Raw genomic sequence first — 13,668 nt, 5'->3', positions numbered from 1 at the left:
AAATTCAATAACTATGAAGAAAACAATCTTATTATGCCTTTTAGTGGTAACTGCATTATTTGGTGGAGTGAATGAGCTATATGCTCAAAGTGTTAATGATGCTATACAGGCATATAACGAAGCTGCAACTAATTACAAACAAAACCCTGAACAGGCCATTGCAAGTGCACTTTCAGCTATTCAAATTGCTGAAGAGCTAGGCGAAGAAGGCGATGAAATTAAGCAAAAAGCAGAAAACCTAGTTCCTACAATCTACTTCCAGCTTGCCATGGCAAAGTATAAGGCAAAAGACCTTCAAGCTACTCTCGACAACCTTGAAAAAGCAGAAGAAACTGCCACTAAATACAACAATGGCGTTGTTAAAACTCGAGTTGAAAAGACTTTACCCAAACTTTATAATGTAATGGGTAATAGGAAGTATAAAGAAAAGAAATTTGACGAAGCTCTTTCAAATTATAGTAAGGCTATTAAACTTGATTCAACATTTATTGATCCTTACTTGAACTCAGCATTAGCACTTGAAGAGCTCGGCAACGAGGATGAAATGGTTAAGTATCTTGATCTAACAATTGAAATGGGAACAAAATATAACGACCTTGATAATGTTGAAAAAGCAAAGCTAAAAGGAAAAGCTTACTTCCTTAAGAAAGCAGATGAAGCTCGCAATGCTAACAAGTTAAATGATGTGGTTAACTTACTTGATATGGCATTAAAGTACGATGGGAACGATTACGACATTTACAGGCTGATGACAATTAACTATCATAAACTTGGACGTTGGAACGATGCCATTGAATATGGTAATAAAGCTTTAGAGGTAATTAAAGGTACTGCTGAAGACAAAGCAGAAATATACTACCTAATCGCTGAGTCTTACCATAAGTTAAATAAGATATCTGAAGCTTGCGAAGCATATAAAAATGCTGCGTTTGGTACATTTAAACCAAATGCCGACTACCAGATTAAACAGCTAAAATGCCAATAAGCTAACTTTTTATATCTTTGAGGGCTGCAAATGCAGCCCTTTTTTATTCTCAAAAGTTTAACAATGTCTGAATATAAGATTGTTTTTTCCGATGTCGACGGAACCCTTCTTAACAAAAACAGGGAACTATCGTCTGAAACCATTTACCAAATAAGAAGAATAACCGAATTTGGCATTCCTTTTGTCATGGTTTCGGCTCGCATGCCATTGGGAATGTTACATCTTTACAGGGAAATACCCTTAGATGCACCAGCCATATGCTATAACGGCGCATTAATATTGAGTTCCATTGAAAAAGGCACGTCTAAAGAGAATATTATTAGTTCAGAAACAATTGACCATGCTGTTGCAGCTTCAATTTATGAAATATGCAACCAATTCGATCTGCATTTTAGCCTATTTTCAAATAACCTCTGGATGGTTTCAAAAAATGACGAATGGCGATTGCGTGAAGAAAATAACACACGTGTAAAAGCAACTCTTTGCAACAATTTTGAAACTAAAGTTGCAGAGCTAAAAAACGACAACAACCCCATTCATAAGATTATGATTATGGGTGATAGCATGATTATAGATGGTTTGTATAACCGATTGGTAAAAGACTACTCCAATGCAATTAATGTTTATCGCTCCAAAGAGACCTATATAGAGCTAACGCCAGCAAATGTTAATAAAGCTATTGGTTGTGAGAAACTTTTGAAAAGCATGGAAATTTCACCAACCAATGCAATTGCATTTGGCGATAATTTTAACGATATTGAAATGCTAGAACTTGTAGGACTTGGAGTTGCTATGGATAATTCACCTGACGAAGTAAAAACTAAAGCAAAAAGGGTGACCCTAAGCAATATTGAAAATGGAGTTGCAAAAACCATTGGAGAAATTTTCAAATAGCCAAGAATGATAGAACTCGAACTTCTTGCCCCTGCAAAAAACTTAGAATCTGGTATTGCAGCCATTACTCATGGCGCCGATGCCGTTTACATTGCTGCAAGTAAGTTCGGTGCACGAGAAAAAGCCGGAAACCCTATCGAGGATATTGAGCAACTATGCTCTTTTGCCCATCAGTACCATGCAAAGGTTTATGTAACTGTAAACACCATTATTTACGACCAAGAAATTGATGAAGTTCAAAATCTAATTCATAGCATTTACAAAGCTGGCGCTGATGCAATTATTATTCAGGATTTTTCCATTTTGAAAATGGATATCCCACCTATCGCGCTACATGCAAGCACTCAAATGCATAATTTAACTCCAGAACATATCAACTTCCTTTCAACGTGTGGTATCTCGCGTGTAGTTCTCCCAAGAGAACTTTCAGTTGCTGAAATTAAGAACATAAGAAACAAAACGCAAGTTGAACTAGAGTTCTTTGTTCATGGTGCCCTTTGCGTTTCGTATAGCGGTCAGTGTTACATGAGCCAGGCACTTTTTAATAGAAGTGCAAATAGAGGGGCATGCGCCCAACCCTGCCGATTATCCTATGATCTTATTGATGAGCATGGCAATACACTTTTAAAAAATAAACATCTTCTTTCGCTTAAAGATTTAAATCTTAGCAGACATATTGATGAGCTAGTTAACTCTGGGGTAACTTCATTCAAAATAGAGGGACGACTTAAAGATATTGGCTATGTTAAGAATATCACGGCATATTATAGCAACCTGCTAAATCAGTTCATCGATTCAAACAAAGATTACAAGCGTTCGTCGAGCGGTAGATGCACATACTCATTCACTCCCGATCCAGAAAAATCGTTCAACAGAGGGTTCACAAACCATTTCATAAACGGAAGAATATTAAACCAGGCTTCATTTAACACCCCTAAATCGATAGGTAAAAAGATTGGCAAGGTAAAAGGTGTTGGTAAAAACTTTATTACAATAAGCTCAACAGAAAATCTGAACAACGGAGATGGATTGTGCTTTTTTAACCCGCAAAATGAGCTTGTAGGTTTCAGAGTGAATAAAGTTGATGAAAATAAGATTTACCCAAATAGGATGGTTGATGGGTTACACTCAGGTTTGATAATTTACAGAAACGAAGATTTTGAGTTTGAACAGCTTCTTAACAGAGAGAGCTCTTCAAGAAAAATTAGCTGTGAACTTAAGGTACACTTCTCTCCTACAAAAATTGCATTTTTAATAGTAGATGAAGATGGAATTACTTTAAAAAAAGAATTATCAAATAGCTTTGAAGAAGCCCACAACCAAAATATTCTCTCACAAATTGAATCCCAGCTAAAAAAAACGGGGAACACAATATTTGAAATCAAATCGATATCTTTTAATGCAAGCTACCTACCCTTTATCCCAATTAAGGAGATAAACAGGTTAAGAAGAGAATTGCTTGATGAACTCTTAAAAAAACGGTTACTCTATCATAAAAGAGAAATACGTAATATTCAAAATATTAACCCTAAACTACCCTATGAGAATCTCACGTATAAATCGAATGTTTCCAATAGGTTAAGCAGAACCTTTTTTAAAGAGTTGGGAGTTAATAGAATTCAGCCTGCATTTGAAATTCAAGAGCCTGATGATAATGTAGAACTCATGGTTACCAGGTACTGCATTAAATATGAACTGAATTTATGCCCCATTAAACAAAATGCTAGGCCCACTGGTAAACTATACCTTAAAAACAAATATGGGATATTCCCGCTTGTTTTTGATTGTAAAAGTTGTAGTATGAAGGTAATGAAACCAAAAAATTAAATTTGAAATCCCAAACAAGTACTAAAATGATACTGCTTGAAACTCCCCAAAATTGGACCGATTACGAGCTAATAGATAGCGGAGAAGGTGAGAAGTTGGAGCGATTTGGCAACCAAATCCTTGCCCGACCAGAACCCCAAGCTTTATGGCATAAGGGTTTGTCGCAGCAAGAATGGGAGCGCTTAGCTCATGCATACTTCATAAAGAAGAAAGGCAATAGAGATTCCGACAACGAATGGGGCGAATGGAAGAAAAAGAGGAGTTGCCAGGAGCAGTGGATAATTGGTTACCAGTATAAACAGATGCATTTGAAATTTAGACTGGGGCTAACCTCATTTAAACATGTAGGTATATTCCCTGAACAAGCAGCAAACTGGAACTACATTTACGACACTATCATGCAGCTTAAAATAAACAGCCCGTCTGTTCTAAACCTATTTGCATACACAGGCGGAGCCTCATTAGCAGCCAGAGCTGCAGGTGCAGCTGTAACCCATGTGGACTCCGTAAAACAAACCGTTAACTGGTCGCGCGAAAACATGGAACTTAGTAACCTTAACAATATTCGCTGGATTGTTGACGATGCCGTTAAATTTGTTGCCCGTGAGGTTAGAAGAAAAAGAATTTACAATGGAATCATTCTTGACCCGCCTGCTTATGGGCGTGGCCCCAATGGCGAAAAGTGGATTTTAGAAAATAATCTTATCGAACTTCTTGAGAACTGTAACAAAATTTTAGATAAAAAAAATTCGTTTATCATTTTAAACCTTTACTCAATGGGATACTCTCCTATTGTAGCCGAGAACCTTATTGTTAGCATTTTTAGTCCTAAAAAATATGAAATGGGAGAACTCTATGTTTCCGATAAAAGTAGCAGAAAACTTCCATTGGGCGTATTTATAAGATCTAGTCAATGAATTATTTGTTTATAAAAAAATAATGTCTGCCAAAAAACACAAAAATCTTATCAAGATAATGTTACTTTTGCATTCAAATTACGTATATTTGTTATTAGGGGTATTTTGAATTTTTAAAATAGATAGTATGGATCCAATAAAAATAGCTGGGACAAGCCAATATCCTACAGTTACGCTGGATAAAGATGCAGGGGTGTTTGAATTCTTAGGGAATTCGTTGCCTGAAGATGCTAGAAAATTTTACGATCCTATTATTTCATGGATTGATGAATATGCAAAGAATCCAAATCCAGAGACTGTAGTTAAATTTAAAATGATTTATTACAATACACCAAGTTCTAAAATGATATTCCAGGTCTTAAAACGATTTGAGAAGATTGCTTTGGAAGGGAATAATATTACTATCATTTGGATGTATAACGAAGATGATATTGACATTAAAGATGCTGGAAAAGATTTCTCCAATCACATTAAAGTTCCCTTTAAATTAGAATCTTACAAGGAGTAAATTGAACCAAATAAATCAAAAGCCGTTAATCATTCGATTAGCGGCTTTTTTATTTCTAACCAGTCCATTACCTACCAATCAGTAGTATAACTTTGATTATAAATCCTATAGGTCTTTAGTTCACCTGTTGCATCGGCCCGGTAATGTATGTAACCAGACATTAATGATAGTGTTTTGCCAGCTGATGATGTTTTTTCCGCATTAAGTACCTGTTCAGAAGTAATTTTTAGCTGATGGTTTCCTTTTCCCTGAAACGACTGACCGATATTTTCAACTACCACAGGTGGTAAACCTTTCCATTCCAGAACAACTTTCTCAATCGTAAAAGGTGAATCGTACTTAGAATGAACGGTCATATCGATTATAATTCCGTTCACGCTCTCCTCATCCTTGCTTATTGCATTTAGATGTATAGGCTCACTCACAAAAATCGATGCTTTATTTGCAGTAATGTCGAAGTAAAAGCGTTTATCAACTGTTACACCGCTAAACATGTATTTAACATGTATATTGTTTTCGGGGTCTTCGTAGCAATTTTCGTAATTATATTTTATGGTAACACCCTCTGGATTATTAATTATAGAGTTAACACGTGCGCATTCTGAGCGAACAGTTGGTTTCTTTGCTGTTGATACTTTTCGTCCATTTAGTCTCAGGTAGTATTTCAACTCGCCTAAACCACTTTCAATCTCAACAAGTTCAATGGACTTAAGTAACGATTTATAGCGTGTAATTCCTAGGTTACATTGATCAACTCTACCATCCATGAAATATTCCTTCAACGACTTAAGTTCCGAGATATTCTTCTCTATTTGCTCTATGGTTTCAACATTATCAACCTGGGCTAAAATATCTTCAAGTTGCTGAGTTAACTCACGATCGCGCATCTTGAAATCAAGCACAAGCATTTTTAGTTCCGATTCAGGAAATGGATATTTAAGGTGGTAAATAAAGTAAACTGACTTATCGGCTCTCTGGCGTTTCTCCCAATAGTACTCACTTACTTTTGAAATTGAAATCCCCTGAAGAAAAGGGACTTTCCCCGATTGAGTGGTTGTAGATGTTGCAAACTTTTCAAGGAATTGGCTTACATTATTATTAACCATTGACTCTTCCTTACGCACCTCTGATGTAGCCTTTACATTCTCAGCAACAGAAGATACAATTTGAGCTTTTACATGCGATAAAGCATCCTGCTGCGCGTCCTGCGCAGTTGGACCAGTACCAGTTACAATAATATAATCCTTTTCCAAACCATTCACCCATTTGGGTTGTCTTCCGCTCTTATCCAGAAGTTTATCCTGAGCAAACGTGAAACTCAGAATGCCAAAAACGGATAAAGCAAGAATGATAAACTTTTTCATACTCATTTCAATTTTACCCCAAAAGGGGATTGGTGATTAAATGACAAAGGCTAATAAAAACAGCAACCCCAAGATGAGGCTGCTGTTTAAAAGGCATAAATAGTTTATGGGCGTTCGTTAGCCATTTTCTCCATTTCCTCGTTAAATACTTGCTCAAATTTCATCTTATCGTAATCGAGCTGTAATTTCTGATCTTTTGAGATACGGTCTTTAATATTATTAAGCACCTGATCTTTAGGCACCTCTAAAGCTTGAAATACTTGATACCGCCCATCTTTCTGGAAAGTCTTTGAGCAAACAACAGAAACATTGTTAAGTTCCTGATTGATAACCTCACGGGTCATTTGCTCAAATTTTTGTTCAAACTCCATTGCATCGCCAACCTGACGCTCATTAACATAACGATCGGCTACAGCCTTCATTGTAGTGCTAATGCTACGAGAAAGGTTTGTTTGAGCATCGATACGTGCCTTACTTTTGGCAGTACTTAGGTCAGAACTGATACCATTACCAGTTCCGCGGAAGTACTTAGCATCTGAGTGAAACTCATCATCGTTACAAGGTAGATTAACCTCTTTACCTAGTGAGTCGTCAACGGCTTTTTTTGAACCGCCACAGCTTGCTAGCATGAAAGCAAAAGTAAATGCACTAGCAACCATTAATAAATTTTTCATTTTCATAATCATTCAATTTAGGTTTAACTTAAAATTTCAAAACATTTATAAACAACTATTTTTTCTGGTAGAGCCAGGACCAGTCCCAATTAAAGTGAGGTGCTGCCCCCCAGTATGCCCAAGCTACTGCAATATCCTTGCCAGCTTGAATCATCATTTTATCTTTTTCAACTGAATCGTCGTACTTTTTCATCTTGAAGTCCCATACATTTGCGCCATCGGCTAGCTGCTTCTCTTTAATTTCCTCAACTAGTTGAGCAGCATCGTCGTAACACTCCATATCTGGGGTTATTTTTGAAAGGTATTCTGCTGCTTTATCAGTATTCATGTTAGCCCAAGCAGCTTTTGCACCAGCAAGGTATTCGGTACACTTTTGGTTAGCATACTGTTTGTATATATCAATAGAGAGATCCATGCTCTTATCGAAACACTCACGGCAAACATCGGGTACCGATAGTAGAACAAATAGAGCCTCTTCGTATTTTTGCTGACCTGCAAGTGCTTGAGCTCCCTTTAGTACAACATCACATTGTGAATTATAATACTCAATAATTTTTTCTTTACCTTTCTCAACAAAACCTTTAAATTGGCCTGAGCGTACATTTATATTTTTCAATGCTTGAATAAAAGCCTTGTCCTCGGTTCGGCCAACACCTTTAACATTAATGCTTGTTTGGCTAAAAATATTCTGACTAGCAGCATCAACAATGTAGAAGGTAACCTCAAGATTTACCGCCTGCATGGGAGGAGCTGTAGGAGTAATTTCCTTGCCAATAACTGTAACAAGAGGAACTATGCAGAATCGTGGGTTTGCAGCAGTTGCTCCAAGTCCATTTTGAGTAGCAATTCTACTCATTTTATTCACAAGCATCTGCTTAGCGCCTTGTGGGATATTCTCTGCCTGGTCGGGAACTAAAGCCGCAAGTGCAATACGTCCCATGTCGTCGGTTTTGCCCTGACTATTTTGAGCATATAAGCTTAATCCAAAACCGATTATTGCTATAGTAAGTAGTAACTTTTTCATTTCAATTAAAGTTTATTTTTCTCCAAGAATAAGCCATGCTTCACCTAAACCCCTTAGATACAACTTTGAAGGAATTCCCATGTCTTTCAAATACTTCTGTAAATCTCTAACAAATGAACGAGTATCTACAGCCCTTTCTCTACCCCTATCATCAGTTTTCATCATAGGGATACGTACCTGCTCTAACTTCATAAAGTTTTCGGAAGCATCGGAAAGGTTAAAGCGCCCTTCAACGCAATTATCAAAGAACCAATTCTCTATAATTTCAGATAATTCCTCGCCATCTTCACCAAATTCCGATTCCAAATCCTCACCCCAATTACTCCAAACTTTAATCTGAACCTTAACCTCACGTCCTTTTGCAAACATATCCTCAAAATGACGCATTAGGCCAGCATTAAAATTATCCATATGGCTAAGCACTGCTTCTTCGAGTAAAAGTTCAGGAGAAGCGGCGGTAGATGGACTACCAGCACCAGCGACACCCGAAACCTGTTTTGCAGTATATGCATCTAACCCCTTAAGATTAAAAACTATATACTTTTGAGGCCCTTGGCGTTTAATTTGAAAATCTAGGTCAAGAATAATGTCGGCCTTAGCCACTCGCTTTAATGCGTCAATTGGGCTCTCGGCTAGTTCAGATGCGCTCGATTTACTAGTTAGCATCATAGATTCGGCATTCTCTTGCTCCAAGTTTTTAAGTTCCTGCTCTAAATCCTTAAGAGGGAACCCCCTATCGGCCATTATTTGCCCCATTTTGGTAATAACAAGCCTTAAATCTGGGTCGTTTTGAAGGGCAGCTTTATAATCGGGTAAAACCTGCTTCATACCCTGGTTCTCAAATTCCATCTTGTACCCGCGACTAATACAGTACTGATCGCTAGGCACAACCATAAGAATAGGTTTCTTTGCTTGCCCAAATGCAGCTATTGCAACGGCAAGAACTATAAATGTTGAAAATATTTTTCTCATAGTCATATACTTTTTTAGAATCCAGCATCTAGTCGACGAGCAATGCCATCATTTTCAAGTTGTTTACGAAGGGCGTCGTACATAACCTGAACATAAATAGCAACCTTGTAGCCTTTTCTCATTTTAATCCTATCGGCACCAGCAGGTTCGCCATCGTTAGTAAGAGCAATGAACTGCAGGTACTTTCCACCCACTTCAAAGAATTTCTCAAAATAATCTGCATGGATTTGCTCAGCATTAGGCTGCGAACAAATTGGTGGAGTTGGAGCGGAGCCAGCACCTCCTGGTAAGCCCTTAAATATACAAGCAGCCACTGCAGCTTGTTTGGCGTTCATAACAGCATCATTAACCTTTTTCCCATATCCCCATACCTTAAAAACTTTGGTTCCATCCTGTCCAACGCCAACTGGCTCGATCTCGTAATTATACTGGCTATTCCATAAGATCTTTCGTTCCCTACGATTTTGTGCTGAGGCAGGTAACACCATTGCCAAAGCTAAAAACGTAACCGATAAACCAATTAATAATCTTCTCATAAGCTATTATATTTAGAACATTAGTTTAATCCCAAACATTGTGGCAGCACCACTTCTGCCTTCGAAATAATCGTTCCACGTTAGTCCAGTATCTCCATCGTCATCTTCTGCATTACCTATAAATGAATATGATCCCATACCAAACATAACCTGGAAGTTATGTTTCAAATTTAGTGCCAGATTTGCACCTCCCTTTAGATATAAAGCTTTAAGTGATCCATTTGTAAAATCTTCGTGAGTAGCCAACTCTTGTCCTAATCCAACATAAGGGCGAAGTTCCAAATTCCTGGTTAACATAAACCCTTTAGCTAAACCCGCTCCATAATGAACAAATGCTGGGGCATCGTATAAAGGATAATCTTTGGAATCGATACCGCCCTCTAGGTAAATAAATAAGGCTTTCACCCCAGTAAATCGGCCAGTACGATAATCTATACGGCCATAAACACCCCCAACTTCACCTGCTTCGTAACCAACTAAAACCTCAAGCCCTATATCGTTTTGCTGCCTTAGCAAGTAACCTTCGTGCAATTTACGGCCAGCAGTTTGATAAAATTTTGAAGTAGGGGTATCGCCCTTAGCAACCTTTCTGTTATCTACAATTTTACTTGTAGCACGGATTACTCCACGGAATTTAGGCTCTGCTCTATTTGTTTTTTCATTATAAACATACTCATATGCAAAATAACGGTGATCGCACTTTAACCCCTCTTTTAATCCTATTTTAGCACGAATAGGATGAACTTGGTAAATAGTTGTTTTAACCATGAAATCTTCGTGCTTGCGTTCAAGATAATATAGTGTTTCATCGTAACCCTTTTGAACAAGCTCTTCAAATAGTTCTTCTTCTGATTTCTGCTTAATTAGCTTACCAAGTGTAGTATCCTCTGTTGGTTGAGAGGCAGATATATTAACAGTAGTTTTGGTAACAAATTCTATTGGAATATTTAACTCCTTAAACTTATTAATTTTTTCTTGGCGAATTTCTGGAGTGTCTTCTGGGTAAATCCAGCAATCGTATAGTGCATTTTGTGTTTCCAAATCAAATTTAATCTTGTAAAGATATCCATCAACAACTGCATTCCAGCCTCTCATCTTCTCATAGCCAGATTTTTTGAGGTTTTTAATGTTTTTATAATCTAAAACTAGAATGTAGCTCTTACCTACTAGGCGATTACCGTAATCTTTAAGCATGTTCTCGCCACGCTTTGTTGCTTGAGCCTTAATGTATTGAGCATCGGTTGCGTTAAACATTCCCCTATCAAAAACCAAATTCAAATCCATACTTCCATCCTCTTTCCTATTGTACCATTTGCTGATAATTGATTTTGGTACATCTTTTTGAATCAGGAAGCTTTCGATAGCCTTGTTTAATGCCTGTTCACTCCGACTAAAAGGAGCATCAAAAACAACAATATCGAGATTATTATTGTAGTATTTGTCGCTTAACGAAATATTGGGGAACTGATTTTCTACCTCATCGACATATTTTTCCCCTGAAAACTTCATGAAAAATACAGTTAACGAGCTGCGATCGTAAGTTGAAGGAATCTTATTACCTTTTTCTATATCTTGAGCCATTAAGGTAAAACTCAATAACACTAACGCTGTAAGCAGAGTAATCTTTTTCATTTTTAGAATAGGTTTGGTTTTCTGAATAAATTTACGGTATTTTTTTGAAAAAAAAATTTTTTTCCTCAGACAGCAAATATCTTAGACACCGAAAACAAGTAGCTTACCATAAGCCACAATTAATTTAAAACATGGATACATGGTTTTATCAAAAAGCAAAACCTAATGAATATGTCATTTAAATATCCTGACCTAAGATGGTTGAATTTAAAACAAACAATTATCATGTACATTCCAACATTAGATATTACATAGATTATTCTGGATGTTAGATAAAAAAAGAGGCCGTTAACAAACAGCCTCTTACATATCACACTGTAAAGACACAAATATGCGTTCGTTTTGTCAAATTCCAGAAATTTCAGCTATCCTTTTAGGAATATCAGTATTATCGAGCTGATTCATGAAAGACTCATGACCTTCCCCTATAACAAATACTGGAACAGGTTCTGCAGTATGCGATCCAGATGTCCAACCTATACCAGCCTTACTATTTAATAATTTCAAAACGTTAGAAGTCAGCAGGTCTGTTTCGCTGTATAATGTTTTTTGAGAAAAGTTTTTAGCTTGAACCATCTTGTTAAAAGACTCTTTTAGAATGGCTATCTCGGCAGAAGATAATGCTATCTCCTTGTTTAAGCCTGTTTTGTTTGAGATGATATTTAAAAGTTCATCAAACCTAGGCTTGTTATTTTTATTTAAATAATCATTAATTATTTCGTGTAGCTTTTCCTTTGACACTTTTTGGTATTGCAATAATGCAACATGATTATCGTAGTGGTTTTCCCTATTTCCAATTGAAAGGCCACCAGTCTCGTGATCGGCTGTCACTATAATAATTGTTTCATCGGGGTGCTTTTTGTAAAAATCAACAGCTTCACTAACTGCATCCGAGAAGGCCAAAACCTCATAAATAACAGTAGCAGCATCGTTATCATGAGCAGCCCAATCTATTTTACCTCCTTCAACCATCATAAAAAATCCATTAGGATTATCTACAACCTCAATAGCCTTCCTGGTAAGATCGGCAAGGGTAACATCAGTGCTAACTCTATCTATATCATACTTTAACGTACTACCAGGGGCAGGGTTAGAAACAGAGTAAATTATATGTTTAGCACCACTTGAAACAAGGGAGTCAACTCCCTCCAACGTAGTAGTAAAATTGTAACCATTTTTATCACCTAGTTCAAAAATACTAATTGAACTGGAATCCTGCATATAATTATAGGGATCGCGAAAGCCACCTGACGCAAAGAAATCGTAATCAGATTTAAATAGCTGGGTAGCTATTTTATAATACATACCCCTATAAGGTACATGTGCATAAAATGCTGCTGGTGTTGCGTGGTCAATGCTAACACTAGTAATTAAGGCTACTTTCCGACCATTCTCATTGAATCGCTTTGCAATGCTATAGAGAGTATCGGAATGATCAGAACTCAACCCAAGAGTATTAATAGATGTCTTATACCCAGTTGAAAGAGCAGTTCCGGCAGCTGCAGAGCCAGTAATAAACCGATTAGCTGCATAGGTAGTAGAATTTGATGCAACAGGAAAATTTAAGAAAGAAATGGAATTGTCTTTTTTTAGTACACTATCGGAATATAACTTAGCTAATTGCACATGAGACATCCCCATTCCATCTCCAATAAATAGAAACACATACTTTGGTTTCTGGCTACTAGTTTGACATCCAGAAAATATTAAAAGTATGACAACAATGGGTAAAAAAAACTTTTTCATGGTTTTATAGATTAAGCATCAATATTGTAAAGATACGTTTAATATAGATAACGCTAATCGGTTGTAAATGTTAAAAAAAAACTGCCCTTTAGAAGGACAGTTTTTTACATTCTAATATGATAACTATTCAGCTTTACGAGCAGCATAAACAATTTTCAACGCACTTGCTTTACGTAATTCTTGTTTTACGTCAGTAACAATACCCATACGAGTATCTTTATCAATTTTGAGCGAGGTGGTAAGCAAAGGCTTATCTTCCTCTTTCATTGCTTCACGTTCAGAAGCGATAAAGTCACGAATGTCGTCGAGTGTTTTAAAAGAGTCGTTAAGCTGAATACGAGGTTCAGTACCAAATAATGCCTGAAACTGCTTAGTAGGAGGTCCAATATAGATATAGGAAACTAGCGACTTCTTTTCTAACTTGCTAACTTCAGTAGCCTCTGGTAGCTGGGTGCGCACCATAAGTGTTGTTTCGCGCATGGTGGTGCTGACCATAAAGAAGAAAAGAAGCATGAATACAATATCGGGTAACGAAGCAGTTGAAATAGCCTGAATTTCGTTTTTCCCTTTACGTTTGAATGTTGCCATG

Annotated in this window: 13 protein-coding genes; 5 read left to right on the top strand and 8 right to left on the bottom strand. The window is 37.0% G+C overall.

What is annotated here, in order from left to right:
* The first annotated feature begins 13 nt into the window (after positions 1-13).
* From FHG85_RS02020 to FHG85_RS02000, 5 genes are all read left to right on the top strand, one after another.
* On the top strand, positions 14-985 hold the full coding sequence (locus FHG85_RS02020; protein WP_173072609.1) for a tetratricopeptide repeat protein: 972 nt from the start codon (positions 14-16) through the stop codon (positions 983-985).
* Positions 986-1,048: 63 nt separating this feature from the next.
* Positions 1,049-1,879 (top strand): Cof-type HAD-IIB family hydrolase, encoded by an 831-nt coding sequence (locus FHG85_RS02015; RefSeq protein WP_173072608.1) that lies wholly within the window; start codon positions 1,049-1,051, stop codon positions 1,877-1,879.
* Positions 1,880-1,885: 6 nt separating this feature from the next.
* Entirely contained in the window at positions 1,886-3,706 is a 1,821-nt protein-coding gene (locus tag FHG85_RS02010; protein WP_173072607.1) for a peptidase U32 family protein, read from the top strand.
* 26 nt (positions 3,707-3,732) lie between these two features.
* On the top strand, positions 3,733-4,623 hold the full coding sequence (locus tag FHG85_RS02005) for a class I SAM-dependent methyltransferase (protein WP_173072606.1): 891 nt from the start codon (positions 3,733-3,735) through the stop codon (positions 4,621-4,623).
* A gap of 127 nt (positions 4,624-4,750) precedes the next feature.
* Positions 4,751-5,131: a DUF1987 domain-containing protein gene (locus tag FHG85_RS02000; RefSeq protein WP_173072605.1), complete on the top strand. Its 381-nt coding sequence runs from the start codon at positions 4,751-4,753 to the stop codon at positions 5,129-5,131.
* A 71-nt stretch (positions 5,132-5,202) separates the two neighbouring features.
* On the opposite strand, the gene FHG85_RS01995 is transcribed toward FHG85_RS02000, so the two are convergent.
* The 8 genes from FHG85_RS01995 to FHG85_RS01960 form a co-directional block, all read right to left on the bottom strand.
* Entirely contained in the window at positions 5,203-6,495 is a 1,293-nt protein-coding gene (locus FHG85_RS01995; RefSeq protein ID WP_173072604.1) for a hypothetical protein, read from the bottom strand.
* Positions 6,496-6,599: 104 nt separating this feature from the next.
* Positions 6,600-7,175, bottom strand: coding sequence for a hypothetical protein (locus tag FHG85_RS01990; RefSeq protein WP_173072603.1), 576 nt, complete (start codon positions 7,173-7,175; stop codon positions 6,600-6,602).
* 49 nt (positions 7,176-7,224) lie between these two features.
* Positions 7,225-8,193, bottom strand: a complete 969-nt coding sequence (locus FHG85_RS01985; protein WP_173072602.1) for a hypothetical protein — start codon at positions 8,191-8,193, stop codon at positions 7,225-7,227.
* A 12-nt stretch (positions 8,194-8,205) separates the two neighbouring features.
* Positions 8,206-9,165, bottom strand: coding sequence for a DUF6175 family protein (locus FHG85_RS01980; RefSeq protein ID WP_173072601.1), 960 nt, complete (start codon positions 9,163-9,165; stop codon positions 8,206-8,208).
* A gap of 14 nt (positions 9,166-9,179) precedes the next feature.
* Entirely contained in the window at positions 9,180-9,701 is a 522-nt protein-coding gene (locus FHG85_RS01975; RefSeq protein WP_173072600.1) for a hypothetical protein, read from the bottom strand.
* Between the two features lie 12 nt (positions 9,702-9,713).
* The gene (locus tag FHG85_RS01970) at positions 9,714-11,333 is read right to left on the bottom strand and encodes a hypothetical protein (protein WP_173072599.1); all 1,620 of its coding nucleotides are present in this window, start codon (positions 11,331-11,333) and stop codon (positions 9,714-9,716) included.
* 345 nt (positions 11,334-11,678) lie between these two features.
* The gene (locus tag FHG85_RS01965; RefSeq protein ID WP_173072598.1) at positions 11,679-13,079 is read right to left on the bottom strand and encodes an alkaline phosphatase; all 1,401 of its coding nucleotides are present in this window, start codon (positions 13,077-13,079) and stop codon (positions 11,679-11,681) included.
* A gap of 123 nt (positions 13,080-13,202) precedes the next feature.
* Positions 13,203-13,667, bottom strand: a complete 465-nt coding sequence (locus FHG85_RS01960; protein WP_173072597.1) for an ExbD/TolR family protein — start codon at positions 13,665-13,667, stop codon at positions 13,203-13,205.
* Position 13,668: the final 1 nt, after the last annotated feature.

This window comes from Tenuifilum thalassicum, assembly GCF_013265555.1.
In the GTDB taxonomy this organism is placed as follows: Bacteria; Bacteroidota; Bacteroidia; order Bacteroidales; family Tenuifilaceae; genus Tenuifilum; species Tenuifilum thalassicum.
The sequence above is the reverse complement of the archived record's forward strand: the minus strand, read 5'-3'. Positions and strand labels throughout refer to the sequence as shown.